Origin of the sequence: Nitrosomonas sp. GH22 (assembly GCF_009833115.1) — a bacterium.
Taxonomy (GTDB): domain Bacteria; phylum Pseudomonadota; class Gammaproteobacteria; order Burkholderiales; family Nitrosomonadaceae; genus Nitrosomonas; species Nitrosomonas eutropha.
This window is the reverse complement of record NZ_QRCA01000009.1, coordinates 49,526-71,483: the sequence shown is the minus strand read 5'-3', so window position 1 is coordinate 71,483 and position 21,958 is coordinate 49,526. Positions and strand designations below refer to the sequence as shown.

Here is a 21,958-nt window from a genome sequence, read left to right as displayed (position 1 = left end):
ATGCGCGAAATTTGGCTTACAGTCGTATTGCTCTCTATCAGCAACGTCTTCATGACATTTGCCTGGTATGCGCATCTAAAGGATTTAAGCAGTAAACCATGGCTGGTGGCAGCCCTTATCAGCTGGGGAATCGCCTTCTTCGAATATATGTTACAGGTACCGGCAAACCGCATCGGGTTCAGTGTTTTATCCCTCGGGCAGCTCAAAATCCTGCAGGAAGTCATCACCCTGTCTGTATTCGTGCCTTTCAGCTTGCTCTATATGGAAGAACCGCTAAAGCTTGATTATCTCTGGGCGGGGCTGTGCATCCTTGGTGCGGTGTACTTCATTTTCCGCAGTGAGATAGTAGATATAGGTAACTGATCAACTGATCAATCAATCTCCAAAAGCCTAAAAAGACTTTTTATCCCCCCGGAGTATCATCATCAGCCACTACAGGAGGAGATATGATCCTCAGAAATCGGGCTGTTTTTATCAGCAATGCCCTGATCAGCTTCCATAGTTTTGGCAACAACCAGATTGCCAAGCCAACAAATATAATAAACAAGATCAGAAACAATATCGGATGATTTAGGGCTGTCCACAGCCCACCAATCACTATTAAATCTTCACTGATCGAGGCAGTCCAGTTAGATACGGGTTCGGGCGAGGTGTTGATCATCAGACGTGTGCCGGTTTTGGCAGCATGGCTGGTTGTCGCTGCACCGCCACCGAGTATGCCCGCTGCAATTTCCAAGGCGGGAGAAACATCCCCCACTGCCCCTGCTGCCAGCATGGCACCCGCCGGGATACGCACGAAGGTATGCAGAGCATCTGAAATGCTATCCACACCCGGTATCTTGTCAGCAAAAAATTGAACAAGATACATGGTACCTGCCGCCCCGATAATAAAGGGATTTTCCAGTACTGCCAGTTCATGCGGCAAAGCAATATTGCCAGTGACGCCGCCCAGGCCGAGTATCAGCAACGCAGCATACAGATTTATCCCGCTTGCCCAGGAACTCCCCATGGTCAAGGCCAGTGTTGCGATCAGGCTTTCATAACTACTCATTCAGCCGATCCCAGTTATTCCGCAAGAGATATCGTTGACTGATGCAGCATGCGCTGTGCGAGCAACCCGGCACCCAGCAAACCAGCTTTCGGATTCATCACCACATAAACCGGAATCTCGCGCACCAGTTCACTGTATCGCCCTTTGTTGCAGAATGCCTGGATAAAACCGGGTTGTTGCAAAATTTGGATAATGCGCGGCGCGATGCCGCCTGCAATATAGACGCCACCCCGGCATAACCCTGTCAGCGCCAGATTGCCTGCATAAGCACCATAAATCTCGGCAAACAGATCAAGCGCTTTTAGAGCAATCGGGTATTGGTGCTCGAAAGCCAGCCGAGTAACGGTTGCGCCATCATCAGCATCCAGTTCAATACTTTTCAAGTGAGCGCCAGCCGCCGCATCAGCTTGCAAAAAATTAAAAATGTGAGTCAATCCCTGACCAGAAAGCAATCGTTCAATTGAAACCCTCTGATACTTTGTCATCAGATATCTGAGCAATTCAATCTGAATGGCGCTGGTCGGTGCAAAATCAACATGACCTGCTTCGGTGGCAAGCGGTTCGTAGTATCGTCCACGCTTGATCAACCAAGCAACTCCCATCCCGGTACCCGCCCCCAGTACAACACGCATCGCAGAAGAAGAAGGTTCCCCGGCTTGCAGCATAACCAGATCATCCTGCGGCAGTACTTCGATAGAAGCTGCCATCCCCTCAAAATCATTGACAATTTTCACAGCAGAAATTGAAAATTTTTCCGCAAGGGCGGAGGCATTGATTGTCCAGGGCAAATTGGTCAGGTGCACCTGTTGATCAACAATCGGCCCGGCGACTGCCAAACAGACAGCAACCGGCTGACAGTCAGATTGCTTTAAGAAATCTTCCAGAATACTGTCAAAATCACCGTACTGACGACTATCGTAACGATGCTCATAATGAAGCTCAACTTCCTCATTCTTGATCACAACAGAGCGCAACAAGGTCTTGGTTCCACCAATGTCGCCATATAATAGATATTGATCCATCAGTTGCTTTCCTCCTGACACATAATGATGACAAGATCATTAAAACATGTAACCCCATTGAAACACAGGCTCATAAAAAAGCCAGAAATCTCATGGTAGAAAAAGTAATGCGGGCAGGTACAATAGACCTCCTGTTTCTCCAGCTCTGCTGCCAACGGGTCAGGTTCATCCAGATATTACTAGCAGGTTTATTCCGGGTATCAATTCTCGGCTATTAATTCAGGGATGTCCTTTGATCATAAGGACACCCCTAAAAATCCGGTAGTACAAGATAAAAGCACACAGAGCGCAACAACGAAACATACCCAATAAACAGGCAAGGCGGCAAGGCATACAACGCCACGATCGCCTGAAGAGCCAATTTTTAGAAGTGTCCACAATAAGAAACGGAGAGGTATTGTGACAGATATCAATGGGGCAGGTGATTTACTGTTGAAAAGCACACACTTGCAGATCAACGACGTGGTAGCTGAATTACGGGATGTACGCACCACTGCACTGATCAACCGACAAGGACATCTCAGACCGCCCCGGCTGCCTTCCCGCAAAGTGTTGGCCGGAATTATTGAAGGTCTGCGAACAGCATTATTCCCTAACCGCCTCGGCCCATCCGATCTGGCGGTGGAAGGCGTTGATCATTATGTTGGCCATATCCTGAATTCAACGTTACGCGCCTTGCTGATCCAGATTCAGCACGAACTGCACTTCAATTCAGGAACCGAAGAACTCGATCAGGAAACTTACGCACAAGCAACGGAAATCACCCAAACGTTCGCCAAACGGCTGCCCGTAATCCGTCGACTGCTCGATGATGATGTGCTCGCTGCCTATGAAGGTGATCCGGCTGCCCGCGGGATCGATGAAGTGCTGGTATGCTATCCCGGCGTTGCCGCCATTACCTGGCATCGGCTGGCGCATGAACTATATCAGTTGGGAACCCCACTGATCGCACGTATGATTTCTGAAATCGCTCATTCACAAACTGGCATAGAAATCCATCCGGGTGCACAAATCGGCGGAAGCTTCTTTATTGACCATGGCACCGGCGTCGTTATTGGTGAAACCACGGTCATTGGCAACAACGTGCGCTTGTACCAGGCGGTGACTCTCGGTGCAAAAAGTTTTCAGGTAGATGAACACGGTTCGCTGGTAAAGGGAATCGACCGCCACCCTATTGTTGAAGATGATGTTGTCATTTATGCGGGAGCGACTATTCTGGGGCGTATTACTATCGGCAAAGGCTCCACCATTGGTGGCAATGTCTGGCTGACACGCAGTGTGCCTCCCGGCAGCCGAATCACTCAAGCGCGAACACATAACGACTGAAACACAGCCAATCCATCACCTCTCCACAACACAGGCACCTCTTCCTTTTGCCGTATTCTATTTTCTGCAAACCGGCTTGCAGCAGCCAGCCAATATAAAAATGAATAGTGCACAATCAGGAAATCTATTCTCACGGTTTTTCCCAGGAGAAACCAAGGCATACGCTCATCAGTGGTTTTTTACGGCAGCGTGCCTGCATGCGATATTAATCATCCCGCTAACCATACTGGCCAGGTATGGTTACGGACCGGTCATACTAGTCACGCCAGCAGGGCATGCGTTTGAAATGTTGTTCGGCCTGGCTCCGGCACTGATTGCCGGCTACTTATTGGGTCCCATGCCCGCCCGGCGGCTGGTCTGGTTTCTGGGCTTCTGGCTGCTGGCAAGAGTTGCTGACCTGATTGCTCCCTTCGCCTGGCCAACTTTGGCATTCAACGCGCTGTTTGCTATCCTGCTCGCTCGACAGTTGCTTCCCCGCCTGTGGGCTGCTAAAAAATGGCGTAACCGCTCACTTGTTCCTTTGCTCGGTTTAATCTGCGCCCTCACAACCGTAATCCTGCTGGCCGGGCGGCTTGATGCATATCTGCTGCATCGTTATTTAATCAATGAAAGCCTACAATTGTTCGCGTTGCTGATGTTATTTATCGGCGGCCGTATGCTGGCACCCGCTGCTGCGGGGGAATTCTATCGCCAAGGCATGGAGCTGACTGCGAGAGTGCAGCCCAATATCGAAGCCGGGTTGATTCTTACCATTGCCGCTGCATACATTCTGGCCCCTATTGCAGCGTCACTTTCCGGTGTTCTGCTGATCAGCAGCGGAATGCTGGCAGGCATCCGCCTGTTCCGCTGGCAATTATGGCACTGTCGGGCACGCCCGGATCTGCTCTGTCTCGGGCTGGGCTACGGCTGGTTGGCACTGGGCCTGATCCTGCTGGGGTGGACAAAACTGAATGGCGGCAGCCATTTCAGCACCGCCGTGCACGCCATTACCGTCGGCGCACTGGGTACGCTGGCAACAAACGTTATCGTGCGTGTCACGCTGCTGCACATCAAACAATATCCTTCACGCATCACGTTTATCGTGGTCATGACCGGATTCATGTCAATCGCCGCGATCACACGTATGGTGGCAGATTTTAGCAGCTACCGGGAAATATTACTGACAGTAGCTGCATCAACCTGGAGTATTGCCTTCCTGTTTGCGCTCTACATTGTATTAGCGGGGTTTACTGCCCCACGTATAAAACCGGCCAGAACCCCACCAGCCGATGACACCAGCAAAACCTTGCGTAGCGCACTTTCAGACGAGCAACGTAATACAACAAAAACAAATACTCACACTTCCTGAAAGGCCTGGTCTATATCGGCAATCAGATCATCAATATGCTCAATGCCGACGCACAAACGTACCAAATCGATACTGACACCAGCTTTGGCCAGCTCTTCATCATTAAGTTGGCGGTGAGTCGTGGTAGCCGGGTGGCAGGCCAGCGTTTTGGCGTCTCCGATATTTACCAGTCGTTTAATCAACCCGAGCTTGTCCATAAAGCGAGCACAGGCATCACGCCCACCTTTAATACCAAAGCTTAGAATTGATGATGGAATACCGCCATCCATGTATTTTTGTGCCAAAACATAGTCACGGCTGTCTTCAAGACCGGCAAAATTAACCCAGCCAACTTTTGGGTGTGCTTTCAAGTAGCGTGCAATCTCCAAAGCATTGAAACAGTGGCGCTCCATTCTCAGTGGTAGCGTTTCAATTCCTTGCAGAATCAGGAAGGAATTAAAGGGAGAAATAGCCGCACCCATGTTGCGCAACGGAACAACGCGCGCACGACCAATAAACGCAGCCGGGCCAAATGCATCCACATATACCACGCCGTGATAGCTGGGATCAGGCTTGTTGAATTGTGGAAAACGCGGACTGTCTTTCCAGGGAAATTTGCCGGAATCCACAATGATTCCGCCAATGCTGGTACCGTGGCCACCCATGTATTTAGTCAGCGCATGGACAACAATATCGGCGCCATGCTCAAAAGGACGGCACAATACCGGGGAAGCCACAGTGTTATCCACGACCAGCGGCACACCCGCCGTGTGTGCCGCTTCAGCCAATGCAGCAATGTCCACCACATTACCGGCCGGGTTGCCAATCGATTCACAAAAAACCATCCTGGTCTTGTCATCGATCGCATCCGCAAAAGCAGCCGGATTACGACCATCCACCATGCGCACTTCAATTCCCTGATTGGGCAGTGTATGACAAAAGAAATTATAGGTTCCACCATAAACCTGACTAGTGGAGATGATGTTATCGCCCGCCCTGGCCAGCGTCTGTACACAGGCCGTAATAGCAGCCATGCCGGAAGCCAGCGCCAGCGCCCCCACTCCCCCTTCCAGTAATGCCACTCTTTCTTCCAGCACAGCAGTAGTCGGGTTCATGATGCGCGTGTAGATATTCCCTTGCACCTTGAGATCAAACAGATCTGCCCCATGCTGGGTATCGTCAAAATAGTAGCTGGTAGTCTGATAAATAGGAACAGCGACCGAATGCGTCTGTGGATCACCGGCAAAACCACCATGAATAGCAAGTGTTTCTCGCTTCATTACATTTTCCTCTTTCAAAATAAACTGGAGTGTCGGCTGTTGGCCGGATAACATGCAGGCAATCTTAAAGGAACTCCAGAATAAATCCATATTCGTTATTGCGGATACGCTAGCCTTGCACAATTTTCCATATGCTTGTGAGAATGATCCGTGATTGGAACTCTCTCTGTATACCAATCAGGGATGAAGAATAATAGGCTCATGATCTATCATATCTTTCCGGAATTTATGACTTTGTATTACTATGAATACTAGCAGCCATACAGGTGATGGTCGTGAAGAAGAATATAAATAACAAGTTCACCTTAAATAAAGTAGGGAGGGTAAGATGTTGAAATACAATCGAATTACCTTAATTTCTGTATTACTGCTTTTCTTTTTTCCGGGAGTGTATGCGGCAGGGTGGGAAGAAGTGAAAGTGTCCGCACAAACCATTCTGGATGATGACGGTAACTATAAAGATATTCAACCTGGTTGTGCATTCAGTGATCCAACTGATCCACAGGAGCAGTTTCATTTTTACTACCGGAAAGGCACCAAACCGCAAACGCTCATTTATTTTAATGGTGGGGGTGCCTGCTGGAATGGTGCAACCTGTCTGACTTCGCTGACTACCCCGGTCACCCCAACAACCCGGCCTGCCTATAATCCTTCACTTGCGGCTGAAAACAGCCCTGAAGGAGCGGGCGGAATAATGGATTACACGCGCGCAGATAATCCATTAAAAGATTGGAACATGGTTTTTATTCCTTATTGTACAGGCGATATACATATCGGCTCCAAAGATGAATTTTACATCGATCCTTTAGGGATTATTGGTGGAGGAAGTCCCGTGATAGTGCATCACCGCGGTTTTGACAACTTCATGGCCGTGCGTGAATGGTTAAAACAAAGACCGGATCGATCGAATACCAAGCAAGTGCTGGTATCAGGGTCCAGTGCAGGCGCTTACGCTGCCTTAATGAATTTTCCCCGGATACATAGCATTTATCCGGGCAGCACGAAAATATCACTCCTCTCCGACGCAGGGACAGGAGTCCTTACCAATAATTTTCTAGGCACAGTTTTCAAACCTGATGGCCCATGGGGCACTGAACACACGCTCGCAACCTGGGTACCAGGCATCAGCCAGATTAGCAACTATAATTCCCTTAATTTTTTCACCAATCTGGCAACTGGCATTGAGCGCCATTTCACAAAAAGCAAGTTTGCATACATCACGACTGCCTGGGATGGCGTTCAAACGTTATTTCTCAATATCATGAGAAAAACAGATCAGGGAATTAATGATCCCAATCAGTGGCCGGATGTGGGACCTGTAACCACTGTTGAGTGGCATTTAAGAATGCTGGCCACGTTGAATGCCAATGCGCTGATCAACAACAACTCGAAGTACTATATCAGCGCAGGAACCTATCACGTTGGATTACTGGATGCATTTGCCCCGGGTGTTTTCTACACTGAAAAAAGTGCTGGCGACATTTACTTGAAAGACTGGGTTAACCGGCTGGTGGCCAATGACAAGAAATACCCTCTGGTGAACTTGATGTGCAGCGGCACTTGTGGCGCACCTCCATTCCATTGAGGAATCAGGATTCCGTATCCTTCATCTGCTTTCATTGCAGAAAGTACGGAGGATATCGGAAAAACCAGATTTACGGTAACGCCTATCTATTGGGCACTGAATGCTCACGCAACCAGGCTTCTAGTTCTATTGCCGGTACCGGCCGGTGAAACAGATATCCTTGATAATAATCACAGTCCTGCTGGCGCAGGAAAGCCAGTTGCTGCTCTGATTCAATACCTTCTGCCAGGACACCCAGCTTTAGCCCGCGCGCCATGGCGATAATCGTTGCAGCAATTTCACGATCATTGTGATCATCCGCCAGATCGCGCACAAAACGTTGATCAATTTTCAGCTTGTCGATGGGAAAGCGCTTCAGATAAATCAATGATGAATAACCCGTACCAAAATCATCAATCGCCAGGTGAACTCCAAGCGTCTTCAACTTATTCAACGTTTCAATCGACTGTTCCACATGCTCCATGAACATGCTCTCGGTCAATTCAAGTTCCAGGTAATCAGCCGGAAGCTGCGTTTCTTCCAGTATCCGCTGCACCATGCCGACCAGATTTTCTGACTGGAATTGCCGTACCGACAAGTTAACCGCCATAACAAGTGGGGACAAACCAGCATCAATCCAGGCACGAGCCTGCTTGCAGGCGGTGCGTAACACCCATTCTCCCAGCGGCACGATCAGGCCCGTTTCTTCTGCAATGGGTATAAATTTTCCTGGTGGCACCATGGCTTTTCCTGGCGGCTGCCAGCGCACCAATGCTTCTACCCCAACCACATAACCGGTACGTGCATCTACTAACGGCTGATAATGCAAGATAAGTTCCTCGGCCGAGAGGGCATAACGCAAACGATTTTCCATAATCAGCCGCTCATTCGCCGCAACGCTCAAAGCTTCCGTATGATAACGATAGGTATTGCGGCCCTCTTTTTTTGCCTGATACATAGCCATATCAGAATGCTGAATCAACTCAGTCGCATTGCTCGCATCCTCTGGGAACAGACTGATGCCGATACTGGCATTAATAAAGATCTCATGCCCGCTAGGCAGCACAAACGGAGAAGTAAGCAGATTGATCAGGCTTTGCGCAACAAATGCTGGATCACCCAGATCACGGACATCTTCCAGCACCAGCAAAAATTCATCCCCGCCCAGGCGTGCCAGTGTATCTTCTTCACGTACCCGCTTCTTCATGCGCTCGGCCAGTTTGATCAGCAGCTCATCTCCGACTGGATGGCCCAGACTATCGTTAACATTTTTGAAACGATCAAGATCGATATAGAGCACACCAACCAGCCGGCCATGTCGTTGCGCCCGCTCTATGGCTTGATGCAGCTGTGACTGTGCCAACAGCCGGTTGGGCAAACCAGTCAACGGATCGTAATGCGCCAGTTGTGCCAGTTGTGCTTCAGATTGTTTTATTTGAGAAATATCGGTAAATACACCAACATAATTACAGGAATTGCTTTCATCACAACAGGATGAATCGATACATACCGCATTGATCGTCAGCCATTGTGGATAGATCTCACCATTTTTGCGACGATTCCAGACCTCTCCACTCCAGTGCCCTGTTGCCTTCAAGGTAGCCCACATTGCCTGGTAAAACGTCTTGTCGTGGAGACCTGATTTGATAATCTTGGGATTCTTGCCCAGCACCTGTTCCTCACTGTAGCCAGTTATCCTCATGTATGCCCGATTGACTGCAACGATACGTGGCTCCAGATCTGTAATCACGACCCCTTCACGGATGGATGCAAATACCGTGGCAGAAAGTCGCAAAGCTTCTGTTGCCCGAACCTTTTGCACGGCCAGCGCCGTAAAGGACGCAAATTCCCGGATCAGTTCCAGATCCTTTGGCGATGGTTCACACGCGATATGATGATAGATGGCAAAAATACCCAGCACATCATTGTGCTCATCCTTGAACGGCAGGGACCAGCAAGCATGAAGATTGGCCTTGCGTGTCAAATCCAGAAAATGCTGCCAGTACGGATGATGATCAATATCAGACACGATGACCGTTTCACCCCGGAAGGCAGCCGTACCACAGGAGCCTACCCCTTCACCAATCTCCTGGCCGTTGACTGCCGCATTGTAATCATCCGGCAAACTGGGTGCGGCTCCCAGCTTCAGGCGCTTTGTTTGCTTATCCAGCAACAAAATGGAAACCAGCATGTCGGGATTGATCGCTTCGAGATGCTTCGCGATATCACTCAAAATTACTGGAAGCGACTGGTTGGTAACAATCAGATCCAATGCTGACTGCTGCGCTTGCCGGATCAGTTCAGTTCGTTTTCGTTCACTGATATCCAGACAGGTACCGACAACTTCATATGGTCGGTCACCGGCATCCCGAATTAGCTGCAATTGATCCAGCAACCAGACGATCCGCCCGTCTCGATGATAAAAACGGTAATCATGCACCAGTTGCCCCTCGGATATCAGAATTGACTGGCGCGCCACTGCCTGATCCCGGTCATCCGGGTATAAATGTGAAATCCACCAGTCAGGAATACATGCTTCTTCCGGGGTATAGCCAAGTACCTGTTCAACGTTCTCACTAACCCAGACAAGTCGCGGCAAATCCTCTGTAAAATGCAGGTTGTACAGAATCACCGGGCTAGCTGCCAGCAAATGGGAGAGGCGCAAATTTGCCCGTTTTGTATTGACTCGCTCACGCGTCAACTCGGCCAGCCACTGCGCCTTCTCTAATGTTGCAAGAATCCCGGAGAGATAGTTTTTATGCTTGATCAGATAACCTTCCACCTCCGGACATTGTGCCAGTGCAGTTGCCGCATCGGTGTCCTGGCCGGTCATCAGCACAACAGGAATGTCCAGTTTGCGCTCTTTGCGCAACAACCTGATAAATTCAAGACCATCCATCCCCGGCAAACAATAATCGACCAGCAGTACATCGAAATCAGCAGTTCGTTCCGGACCAGCGGGCAAGAGCGCCAGCGCATCCTGCACATTCGTCACCGTAGCCAACTTAATCCCGGCTGCCTCCTGCACTAATGCACGTTGTACGCTATCAACATCACTTTGACTGCATGAGATATAAAGAACACGCATTATTGTTGATTACTCAATTGAGCAAATTACCCTGGCAAATCGTCACTTGTTATGCCACATCCATAGAACTATCAAAATTGACCGGCTCGATAATATAAGAAATGGCTCTGGAATCACAGGCATATCAAATATTTCTGTCGCTTCACGGCAACAGGAATAACGCTTCGGCAAGTATGAACTTATCATGACAACCTGATAAAACGAGAACTTGCGATACTCCAGGATGTCTGAAAAATATATTTGTTAAAGCACACTAAAAATGAAAACAATTATTGCTGCATTAATTATCTTGATAATAACAATGGTTATAACTGTCTTTGCAATGGAGAAAATCGTGACACCCAGCTCTGTAAACTCAAATCAAACTACTGATTCAAAATCAAATTATATTGTTCTGGGCATGGGTTGTTTCTGGGGTGCCGAGAAGCGCATGGGAGAGCTGCCCGGGGTGGTTGATGTGGAAAGCGGCTATGCAGGTGGTGACCACGCCGGTGTAGGTTATGAGGATATTCTGAATTTTGAACGCGCGTTGCGTATCGGCAGAGCTGCCGGACGCAATCATGCCGAAGTAGTTAAAGTGACGTTTGCTCCTGAACAAGTATCATTGGAAAGCGTGCTGGCAAAATTCTGGGAAAGTCATAATCCCACTCAGGGTGATCGCCAAGGGAATGACATCGGCAGTAATTATCGTAGCGCTATCTACTATCACGATGAGGATCAAAAAACCCTCGCGCTGGCCACACGTGATACCTACCAGCAAGCGCTGACAGCAGCTGGATATGGCCAGATTACGACTGAAATCCTGCCTCTCAAAAACTACATCACCGCGGAAGAATACCATCAAAATTATTTGAAGAAAAATCCGGATGGCTACTGTGGCTTGGGCGGCATAGGTGTGAAATACCCTGCTGCAGATCATACAAAAGATACAACCACAACTTCAGCCGCCCCTTCCGTACAGCTGCTTGACAGCAAGGATTTAAACTTTGATCGGCAACTGGTGGTGTTTGAATCAGAAAACTGCGAATTTTGCGTACAATTCAAACAGGATATCCTCGACCACTGGCAGGCAGACGTTCCCATGATCGTGACAATGAATGCCAACCCGCCTACCGATTGGGTACTGGACAAACCCTTATTTGCGTCTCCCACAATGGTGTTGTTCAGCAAAGGCAAGGAGGTGGCGCGTTATACTGGTTACAACGGAGAAAAGGAAAAATTCTGGCAGTGGCTTGGGTTTCAATTATTGACACCGGAACAACAGAAAATTGCTTTCGAGCAGGGGACCGAGCGCGCTTTCACCGGCTCCAATCTGGACGAGAAACGTCCGGGCAGGTTTGTTGACCCGATCACTGGTGTCACGCTGTTTCGTAGCCAGACCAAATTTAACAGCGGAACCGGCTGGCCCAGTTTCTTTGAACCGGCTGAAGGATCTGTCACCTATCACAAAGACAACTCCGGCTATATGCAGCGGATTGAAGTGCGCAGTGCCAGCTCTGGCATTCATCTCGGCCATGTATTCAATGACGGCCCTCCCCCCAGTCATAAACGCTACTGCATCAACGGCAATGTCCTGAAGTTTGTGCCGGATTGATCTGCGTAACTTGAAATCAGAAGGCTGAAGTGGGTTAATACCTGTTTAGAACTATTTTTCTCATGGCTGATCATGTCTACCACCACTGTTACCTACCTTGCTGATTACCGCGCACCTGAATTTCTAATTGAAAAAACCCATCTGACCTTCAAGTTGCATGAAGGCTATACCGATGTCAATAGTCAGCTGACCATTGTCCGCAACCCGCACAGCACTCACGCCGATCACCTGGTTCTACACGGCGAGCAACTGGAATTACTTTCTCTGGCAATTGATGAACGCCCACTTGGTGTCGGGGATTACCAGATCACCCCGCAAAACATGACCGTTCACAACGTGCCTGAACGCTTTGTCCTACAGTGCAAAACACGTATCTATCCCGAGAAAAACACTGCATTGGAAGGGCTGTATCGCTCTAGCGGCATGTATTGCACACAATGCGAAGCCGAGGGTTTCCGCAAGATTACCTACTATCTGGATCGCCCGGATGTTATGAGCGAATTTGAAACAGTCATCATTGCTGAGGAAGGTACTTTTTCGACTATGCTTTCCAACGGCAACTGCCTGTCTGATACAGTGCACGCTGGCAAGCGCATCGTACACTGGCACGATCCTTTCAAGAAACCCAGCTATCTGTTTGCGCTGGTTGCAGGTAATTTAGTCTGCCTGGAAGATCACTTTTCTACCCAGTCAGGCCGTCAGGTTTTGCTGCAAATCTATACTGAAGCAAAAGACAGCGATAAATGCTACTTTGCCATGCGGTCATTAAAAAAAGCCATGCGCTGGGATGAGCAAACCTATGGCCGGGAATATGATCTGGATCGTTTTATGATTGTCGCCGTAGATGATTTTAATATGGGGGCAATGGAAAATAAGGGGCTGAATATATTCAACACTTCCTGCGTATTGGCTCACCCGGCCAGCACCACCGATGCGGCATTCCAGCGTGTGGAAAGAGTAATTGGTCACGAATATTTTCATAACTGGTCCGGCAACCGGATCACTTGCCGCGACTGGTTTCAGTTAAGCCTGAAAGAAGGCTTAACCGTTTATCGTGATTCTGAATTTTCAGCGGACATGAACAGCCGTGCAGTCAAGCGCATCGAAGATGCCAATGTGATACGCAGCGTGCAGTTTGTTGAAGATGCCGGCCCGATGGCACACCCGGTACGGCCGGATTCCTATATAGAAATATCCAATTTCTATACCGTAACAATTTATGAAAAAGGTGCTGAAGTAGTGCGCATGCTGGCCAATATCCTGGGGCCGGAACAGTATCGTCGTGCTACTGATTTGTATTTCAGCCGCTTCGATGGCCAGGCAGTCACCTGCGATGATTTTGTCCAGTGTATGGAAGCAGTATCCGGCAAGGATTTGCGCCAGTTTTGTCTGTGGTATTCACAAGCCGGCACCCCGCAACTGCATATCAGCGACAGCTACGATGCTGCTCGCCAGCAATACAGCCTGACCGTCCGCCAGCATACGCCCGCAACACCCGGACAAACAGAAAAGCAAGCGCTGCACATTCCCCTCAAAATCGCGCTTTATGGTAGCAAGGGTGCGCTTGCTTTGGTGATTGATGGACAGAACAAAGGCACAGAAACTGTACTGGATATTTATCAGGATCAGCAAACCATCATCTTTGAACAGGTAGCTGAGAACCCGGTACCATCTTTATTACGTGGCTTTTCAGCACCAGTGAAGATTTTCTATGCTTATCAGTTAGCACAATTGCAGCAATTGATTCTGCTGGATAGCGATGGCTTTTGTCGCTGGGATGCCATGCAAAGCCTGATGCGCATAGCGTTGTGCAACGCTATCGACGGCAAGGATAACCATGCAGAACAAATTATGCTGGTGGATACACTCAAACAATTGCTGGCTGACCATGTATCCATGGATGTGGCTTTATTGGCCTGCATGCTGGACTTACCCAGCGAGCAGTATCTGGCCAGCCTGTACGATAAAGCCAACCCGACAGCGATCAGCCAGGCCAGAACGCAATTACAGCAACAGCTTGCCATACAGTTACAGCCAGAACTGCTGGGTTGTTATCAGACTTTGCAGGACAAGATACAAGGATTATTCGCACCAGCGATGGCAGCACGCAGTTTATGTAACCGTGCACTGGCTTATTTGCTGCATATTAATGATGCGCGCTACCGCAATCTGGCGCAGCAGCAATTTACCCAGGTAAACAACATGACCGATCAATTTGCTGCCTTGCGAGCACTGGTGCATGCTGAACACGCCGGATCAATCGCACAGGAAGCGCTGCAGGCTTTTTACCAGCAATGGCAGCACGAAACACTGGTCGTCAATATGTGGTTCCAGGTACAGGTCACACGGCCTTGGGGTAATGTATTACAGGTAGTACACGAGCTCTTAAACCACACAGCGTTTGATGCCCGCAACCCGAATAAATTGCGTGCCGTGATCGCTGCTTTTGCCAATCAAAACTTTGCCAGTTTTCATGATCGCTCCGGTAAAGCCTACCAATTCCTGGCTGACCAGATCGCCGACATTGATCAACGCAACCCGCAAATGGCTGCTCGCTTGTTGACACCATTAACACATTGGCATCAGTTTATTGACGAGCACGCCATATTAATGCGAAAAGCGCTGGAATCATTGTCGCAACGTGAATTAAGCAAGGATGTTTACGAGGTGGTGAGCAAGAGCCTGATGAACTAAAGGGTATTTTTGCGTGTCTTCAGTACATGTCAACGTCTCTCTCATCAGAGTTGGAACATCCGTAAAACAACTTGGAACAGGTTCTTATCCGATAAGTCACCTGAATTTAGCTATAACCAGGCCTGATTTCATCAGAAAAACCGAGAAATGTGTCTATCAAGCTCTCCGGATCAAACTTTAAGGTTTTGGATTGATATACCACGCGCTGCAGCATTATAAGCAACGCGTGCAGCCCAGACCCGAGGCCAAACTGTGTAACACTGCTTCTACCGCATTAGGCCCGTGATTGGTACCCAATAATGCCGATGGTTCATCACCATCCCAATAGAAAGGCTGGATACGGGAAGTATCTTCTCGCCCGGCTCCCCAGAAACCTTAAATCGCTGTCCGTGAACGCCCTCCGCCGAGCCGGGTACTATACTGGTTGCACGAAAGCAGCAGGAGGTCGGTTCTGGATTTTGTAATGGTGCCAGCCGCGTAACATCTATGCCGTTCAAAGATTGTCTGACTTTGGTAGTGGACATTGCTTGATCTCTCTTTCTTCATAAGCTTCCCCTGTTAGGGTTCGCAACTTGCTCATTACTGGATTGCTTCAATCCCATGGATTTTCACAATGACAGAGTAAGTAGATCACCCCAACCTTGCCATTTCATTCTTCCCGGTATATTATCGGCTCGAAAGAGAACGAATGGTCTACTTATAGCAATAGCTCATATCAGGAGGTTAACAATGAGTGCCCCGGATACTAAAAATATTATCAATGGAATCAATATTGAACAATCTTTTGTCATACAAAAACAGATCAGTGAAGATCGCAGCGGTGATATGGCCAAACCCAAATACCAGGCAACGGTTGTCTGGGATAGCGGCTACCATACCACTGCAAATGTTACCGATGGCCAGACGATTATCGGCGATGAACCTCTGCGTTACGGTGGCGAAGGCACGGGCATCTCTCCGCAGGATCTGTTGCTGACTGCTGTCGGTCACTGCCTGGCTGCCTCTTATATCGGTGGATTATCTGCTGCCCGTATCAACGTGGAGTCATTGCGATTACATGTTTCGGGGCGCGTCAATTTTGGCGTGGCTTATGCAGTTGAGGCAGGCAACCCGGGATTTGAGGACATCAACGTAGTCGTGGAAATTCAAACCGATGCACCACAAGAAAAAGTACTCGCACTACTAGAGAAGCTGAAGCAAACTGCGCCGATACCCGATACCATCATGCGTCCGGTACCGGTCAATATCGAAATTCATCACCAGCCGAAGTAAAGCATGCCACGAACCATGTATCTATGAGGCAGTTCTGATTGAAACCGAAAGGAGAAAACAGATGAATACCAGTGATATCCATGATGTAGCCATAGTGGGCGCCGGTCCGGCCGGTCTGTCAGCCGCACATGAACTGACCAAAGCAGGCTTCACCCCGCTGGTGCTGGAACGCACGCCTGCTGTCGGTGATGTCTGGCGGAATCATTACGACGGGCTACGCCTGAATACGGGCCGTTTCTGTTCTGCATTGCCGGGTAACAAATTTCCCTTGTCAGCCGGTGGCTGGCCTTCACGTGATGAAGTGGTAGCACTGCTTGAGAACATGCCTGAACGTGGCGGTTTTACGGTACAGACCAGCATCGAGATTGAAAAAATACGCTACGACCATGAACGCGATATCTGGCAGATTACCAGTATCGATAACCAGCAATTTGAATCTCGCGCCGTAGTTATTGCAACAGGTACCAATCGCATTCCGGTTATTCCTGAATGGGAAGGCAAGAATACTTTTGCCGGAAAAATCATTCATTCCTCGCAATTCAAAAATGCACAGGAATATGCAGACAAGCATGTGTTGGTGGTTGGTAGCGGCAATTCATCCGCCGAAATTGCCAGTCGGTTGGCGGAATACGCCAGTTCAGTCATTATGTCCGTCAGAACACCGCCACAACTTCTGCCCAAGAGTATTTTGGGTATTCCTTTTGTCGGGCTTGGAATAGTGTTAAGGCAACTGCCGAATTCACTGGCGGATAGTGTGCTGAGTTTCTTGCGGCACACCATGATTGGTGATCTGTCCGCTTACGGGCTTCCCTCTCCCACCATGTCAACGTTAAAGCAGTACGCCATCAATAATGTCGTACCAATTCTTTATCGGCCTTTCGTGGACGATATCCGTGCCGGTCGCATCAAAATTGTCGGGCCGATTCAGAAAATATCGGGTGGAACAGTAGAAGTTCTAAGCGCCATTCCAACAGCACAAAATACCAATCCGGGTACTACGACTCTGCAACCGGATATCATCGTTGCAGGGACCGGATTCCGCACCGGCTTCCCTGAGCTCATTCAAATATCTGGCATTACTGATGAAAAAGGCCGAGCCAAAATTGCAGGTGATCAGGAGTTTCCGGATGCACCACGCCTGTATTTTATTGGGCAGGTCAATCCACTCAGCGGCCAGTTAAATGAAATCCGGCTGGAGGCCGACAAAATTGCCCGAAAACTCAGTCAACAACTCGGTACAAGGCAGGAAAATTAACAGGAATCTTCCCGCCTTTCCCTACTACCTGATAAAGCACTGGTTAATCTAAAAACAATGCCCAAAAAAATCTCTGTCGAGGAAAGAATCCTGCAGACAGCACGACGTCTGTTCTGCCAGGTGGGTATTCACGCAACGGGGATTGCCAGGATTATCGAAGAATCCGGTGTATCCCGGCGTAGCCTCTATACCCACTATGGATCGAAGGAGAATCTGCTCAAGGCCGTATTTGAGGCGGAGGCCAGTATATGGTTCCACTGGTTCGACTGCGATCTCCCGCAAATGACCTGTCCACCAGATGAGCGCGTTCTGGCCTTGTTCGATTTAATGCAGGACTGGTTCGATAGCGAAATTTTTTACGGCTGTGTATTTATCAACGCCGTCGCCGAGCATGAAAAATGTAACAGCTGGATACAGGAAATCGCCAATGATCACAGAGAAAAAATTACTGCCAGACTCGTAGCAATGGTGGCAGAAAACGGTGCACGTGATCCTGAAATGGTCACGGAAAAACTGAATCTGTTGATCGATGGGACAATTGTAGCGGCCATGGTGACCGGTAATAGCGAGATTGCACATGTCGGCAAGCTGGCCGCTGCCGATATTTTACGCAGCTCCAAATAAATTCATGTTTTTTTGATTTCTTGGCAACCACGTAAATCCGAGGATAAGGAGGGAAAGAATGATCACAATCTGGGAAAACTTATCTATCAACATTAAACGCCTCTTCATTGCTCCTGTCGTGGTAACAAGTGTTGTACTGATCGGCATGCAGCTTCATGTCAATACATGGGGAAGCGGCGGAAACCTACCCAAAAGGCTTATCAATTAATTCCTGCTGAAAGCTATCTATCAGGCATCATTTCGCAGGAAGCGCGTATTCAGGAGCCTGGAAAATTATCCTGCAACTCTCTGGGCCAGCTTGATATTTTCCGGGCCTGATAACTATCGTTATGAGATACCCGGAATTCCACACCAGAAAAAACTGGTAGCATAAGTCATTCATCTGGCTGATAAAGAACCAGCACAGACCTCAGCAGCCGATAAAAATCGGTTCGACAGATTTCCTTCATTACGATTAATACATGAACAGATTGCTTCACATTACGGTTTTCTTATTACTGATCATGACAGGTATTGGATACGTCTATGCCAGCGAGCTGGATGAAGAACTCCAGGCGATTCAAACAAAACTCAGCATATCGGACAATGGTGAGGAAACGCCACAAAAGAAGCGGTTGCGCGAAATTTATAATAACCATCAACAGGTATTGCTTGATCATCAGGAATATCTGAAAAAGACTGCCAATTATTCCCGGCAACTGGAACAGTATCCAAAACAGCTGGAGAATCTAAAAAAGAGCCAGGTACCGCCAGGAATCGCTATCACTACGCCGGACAAGCTGGCCAAATTGCCGCCGGAAGAACTAGAGCAACGCCATATTGCAGCACAGGCTGACTTATCCGATCTGCAAAACCAGCAACAGAAGCTGATGGCTGAGATCTCCAAGCTGCGGCAACGTGCAGTCACCGTACGGGAAGAGCTGGCATCCATCAACACTTTACGGGCAGAACTGACAGAAGATTCTTCTGAAACCCACAAAACGACAGACAAAAAGATACTTACTGCGCTGGAAAACTATCGTGAAGCACAATTACAAGCGCTGACTGACAAAACGCGCATGCTGGAATTGGAAGCGCTGGTATTGCCCAATGCCATAGAAATCACCACGCTTCAGGAAAAACTCTCCCTGCAGCCCAAAATTCAGGCGTTAGAGCAGAAAACCGAGTTACTCGCTGAAGAAATCAATCGGAAAAAGCGTGCCGAAACTGAACAAGTGGTCGAAAAATCCCAGCAATTGCTGGTCGAAAAAACGTGGCAGTATCCGGGACTAGAGAAATATGCCTTGGATAATCAGTCACTGGCCAAAAAGCTCAGCAGCTATGCCGAACTTTCAACCCGGTTAATCAACCAGAAAACTGGTAGTGAAAAGCGTCTTACTCTCATCACACGAAGTTATGCGGCGCTACAACAACGGCTCGAACTCAAGGTGGAGGATACTGCTCTGGGAACGGAAGTCAGAAAGCAATTCAAGGAAATCATGGTCGAGCCGGCTATCACACAAACCGAAAAAGACTTGAACAGTGCCAGGTTGGAGCTATTCCAGCTCGAGCAGGAAAAATTGCAAATGCTGAACGAGCATGGCTATTTCAAGCAGATTATGAACGGGGAAGAAATACCGGCAGACAACACCCCTGCTTACCAGCAGCTCACTGATGCGTTTCATGAACTGAAACAATCCCGCGAGCAGATAATCGACCAGTTTTCCCAGGTACTGCACGGTTATATCAAGGAACTGCAACTCCTTCTTACCATTCAACAACAGCTTATCGAGAAAATTGGTCAGCACAAGCTGTTACTGAAAGAGAATCTGCTGGTGACACGCAGCGCAGAACCCATTTCTCTAGATGTCGTACAGGATATTCAGGATGCCATCACTTGGTTAACCTCAAGTAAAACACAGGCAGCAACCGAGAAAGTAATCAATGCAACATGGAAAAATATCCTGATCGTTTATGCGATATTTGCGCTGATAATTACCATCTTCCGGTACACATACTGGCCTGTTTACCTTTCCTGGGCACGTATCGGAAACAGTTTGCGGGGAAAGGTCAATCAAGACAGGCTGTTATATCCCGTAGGGATGCTATTGGCTACACTGCTGATATCGGGGTTGGTTTACCTGCCTTTTCAGTTGTCATCGGTGATTCTGCATCATGGTACCAATACAGAAATCGGCCATGCATTCTCGGTAAGCCTACATGTAGCTGCAATTGCCGCTTTTATCTGGTCGTTCATATTGTTGCTGTTTCACCCGGAAGGCTTACTGATCGGTCAATTCAGATGTTCCGAAAAATTGGTCGATAAAATGCACCGGGATACCAGACGCTTTGCACCTGTCATAGCGTTATTGTGCATCATCATCGCCTTCACTGACGCGCTAGACGATGATCTCGTCCGCAATGGCTTTGGCCGGCTGACTTTCATCCTGCTGTGCCTGGTACTCGCAGTGTTCGCTTCGGGATGGATAGCCATCACACGTTCCGGCAAGGCGCTTTATCAGGGTGAATCATTCTATCTGATGCTCAACCCCAGATTCTGGATGACGCTCCTGTTCGTGTTACAAATCGGCATGATCATCATGGCAGCCATTGGTTACTATTTTGCTGCCATTTATCAATACCTGCTCATATTCCAGTCGATCAGCTGGATCATATTCTGCACGTTGACCTTTTTTGTAAGTTTTCGCAGCCTGTTAATCATCCAGCGCAGAATCGCATTCGAACGTGCAATCGAGAAACGGGAGGAGATACAGGCCCAACGTTCAGCATCAGGCAAAAGTGAAGCGGATATACTCGATGACAACTACATTGATGTCAAAACGATCAGCAAGCAGTCCGCCACTGTGCTGAAAATCAGCATTTGGGCATTGCTGATTACCGGACTTGGCTTTATCTGGATCGATGTACTGCCCGCACTCAGTTTTTTGGAGAAGATCACGATCTGGCGTACATCGGTGGAAATCGATAGTGAAGTTATTCTACAACCCATTACATTAAAAACATTACTGGCTGCAATCGTTATTCTGAGCCTTGTCATGATTGCTGCGCATAACCTGCCCGGCACACTTGAACTGTTGGTGTTGCGACATTTATCGCTCGACCGTGGTACGGGATATGCCATGACCACCTTGCTCCGATACACAATCGTGATCATTGGGTTGATGGTAACTCTTCAGAAACTGGGGATGCAGTGGTCAAACATTCAGTGGCTGGTCGCTGCACTGAGCGTCGGATTGGGCTTCGGCCTGCAGGAAGTATTTGCCAATTTTGTTTCCGGTCTGATTCTGTTGTTTGAACGCCCCATCAGAATCGGAGATGTGATTACATTAAACAATATCAGCGGTACTGTCAGCAAGATTCACATTCGTGCAACAACCTTGATCGACGGTGATCGCAAAGAAGTCATCGTGCCCAACAAGATATTCATCACGCAACAGTTCACTAACTGGACGTTGAGTGATCCGACTACGCGCATAATAATTCCGGTAGGGATTGCCTACCGCTCGGATTGTGATAAGGCGCGTGCACTGTTACTGAAAATTGCACATGATCATCCGTTGGTATTACGCGATCCAGAACCGGCCGCATTACTCTTGGGATTTGGTGCTAGTTCTCTGAACTTTGAATTGTGGGTATTTGCCGGACAATTGTCAGACAGAATGAAATTGATGCATGAGCTGCATGTGTTAATCAACCAACATTTCTCAGAAGAAGGAATCGAAATTGCATTCCCGCAGATGGATGTACATTTGCAACCAGAAAGCACAGAAAAGGCAGCCATCGATCAAGCGAAAAAGACAGAATAGCTACTGGATTTTCAGAGACGCCCTTCAGGTAACTTGGTAATCAGCGGCAGATTAA

At 48.4% G+C, this 21,958-nt stretch carries 15 protein-coding genes; 11 read left to right on the top strand and 4 right to left on the bottom strand.

Annotated features, from left to right (window positions below; all coding sequences use genetic code 11):
- The gene (locus ABF86_RS02200) at nt 1-363 is read left to right on the top strand and encodes a DMT family protein (protein ID WP_011633548.1); all 363 of its coding nucleotides are present in this window, start codon (nt 1-3) and stop codon (nt 361-363) included.
- 40 nt (nt 364-403) lie between these two features.
- On the opposite strand, the gene ABF86_RS02195 is transcribed toward ABF86_RS02200, so the two are convergent.
- Nucleotides 404-1,051, bottom strand: a complete 648-nt coding sequence (locus ABF86_RS02195; protein ID WP_074684687.1) for a DUF4126 domain-containing protein — start codon at nt 1,049-1,051, stop codon at nt 404-406.
- Nucleotides 1,052-1,065: 14 nt separating this feature from the next.
- A complete protein-coding gene (gene glk, locus ABF86_RS02190; protein ID WP_074455358.1) occupies nt 1,066-2,073 on the bottom strand; it encodes a glucokinase in 1,008 nt (335 codons plus the stop codon).
- Nucleotides 2,074-2,472: 399 nt separating this feature from the next.
- Between glk and epsC the strand changes: the two genes are divergently transcribed.
- Complete coding sequence (gene epsC, locus ABF86_RS02185; protein WP_074455357.1) at nt 2,473-3,399, top strand: serine O-acetyltransferase EpsC; 927 nt, start codon at nt 2,473-2,475, stop codon at nt 3,397-3,399.
- Complete coding sequence (locus ABF86_RS02180; RefSeq protein WP_256201536.1) at nt 3,350-4,747, top strand: NnrS family protein; 1,398 nt, start codon at nt 3,350-3,352, stop codon at nt 4,745-4,747. The genes epsC and ABF86_RS02180 overlap by 50 nt, the downstream gene beginning before the upstream one ends.
- On the opposite strand, the gene ABF86_RS02175 is transcribed toward ABF86_RS02180, so the two are convergent.
- Nucleotides 4,735-6,006 carry an O-acetylhomoserine aminocarboxypropyltransferase/cysteine synthase family protein gene (locus tag ABF86_RS02175; RefSeq protein WP_074455435.1) on the bottom strand — a complete coding sequence of 424 codons (1,272 nt, stop codon included), beginning with the start codon at nt 6,004-6,006 and terminating at the stop codon, nt 4,735-4,737. The genes ABF86_RS02180 and ABF86_RS02175 overlap by 13 nt on opposite strands.
- 328 nt (nt 6,007-6,334) lie before the next feature.
- On the opposite strand from ABF86_RS02175, the gene ABF86_RS02170 reads away from it, so the two are divergent.
- Nucleotides 6,335-7,591 (top strand): pectin acetylesterase-family hydrolase, encoded by a 1,257-nt coding sequence (locus tag ABF86_RS02170; protein ID WP_074684686.1) that lies wholly within the window; start codon nt 6,335-6,337, stop codon nt 7,589-7,591.
- Between the two features lie 82 nt (nt 7,592-7,673).
- Here ABF86_RS02170 and ABF86_RS02165 read toward each other — a convergent pair whose 3' ends face one another.
- A complete protein-coding gene (locus tag ABF86_RS02165; protein ID WP_083341412.1) occupies nt 7,674-10,658 on the bottom strand; it encodes an EAL domain-containing protein in 2,985 nt (994 codons plus the stop codon).
- Between the two features lie 334 nt (nt 10,659-10,992).
- On the opposite strand from ABF86_RS02165, the gene msrA reads away from it, so the two are divergent.
- The 7 genes from msrA to ABF86_RS02130 all read left to right on the top strand — a co-directional run bounded on the left by msrA (nt 10,993) and on the right by ABF86_RS02130 (nt 21,903).
- Nucleotides 10,993-12,252 carry a peptide-methionine (S)-S-oxide reductase MsrA gene (msrA, locus tag ABF86_RS02160; protein WP_143032832.1) on the top strand — a complete coding sequence of 420 codons (1,260 nt, stop codon included), beginning with the start codon at nt 10,993-10,995 and terminating at the stop codon, nt 12,250-12,252.
- Between the two features lie 72 nt (nt 12,253-12,324).
- On the top strand, nt 12,325-14,946 hold the full coding sequence (gene pepN / locus ABF86_RS02155) for an aminopeptidase N (RefSeq protein ID WP_160803440.1): 2,622 nt from the start codon (nt 12,325-12,327) through the stop codon (nt 14,944-14,946).
- Between the two features lie 729 nt (nt 14,947-15,675).
- A complete protein-coding gene (locus ABF86_RS02150; RefSeq protein ID WP_074684683.1) occupies nt 15,676-16,218 on the top strand; it encodes an OsmC family protein in 543 nt (180 codons plus the stop codon).
- Between the two features lie 61 nt (nt 16,219-16,279).
- Entirely contained in the window at nt 16,280-17,473 is a 1,194-nt protein-coding gene (locus ABF86_RS02145; protein ID WP_074684682.1) for an NAD(P)/FAD-dependent oxidoreductase, read from the top strand.
- 57 nt (nt 17,474-17,530) lie between these two features.
- Entirely contained in the window at nt 17,531-18,097 is a 567-nt protein-coding gene (locus ABF86_RS02140) for a TetR/AcrR family transcriptional regulator (protein ID WP_074684681.1), read from the top strand.
- 58 nt (nt 18,098-18,155) lie between these two features.
- Nucleotides 18,156-18,305, top strand: a complete 150-nt coding sequence (locus tag ABF86_RS02135) for a hypothetical protein (protein ID WP_160803439.1) — start codon at nt 18,156-18,158, stop codon at nt 18,303-18,305.
- Between the two features lie 253 nt (nt 18,306-18,558).
- A complete protein-coding gene (locus tag ABF86_RS02130; RefSeq protein WP_074684680.1) occupies nt 18,559-21,903 on the top strand; it encodes a mechanosensitive ion channel domain-containing protein in 3,345 nt (1,114 codons plus the stop codon).
- Nucleotides 21,904-21,958: the final 55 nt, after the last annotated feature.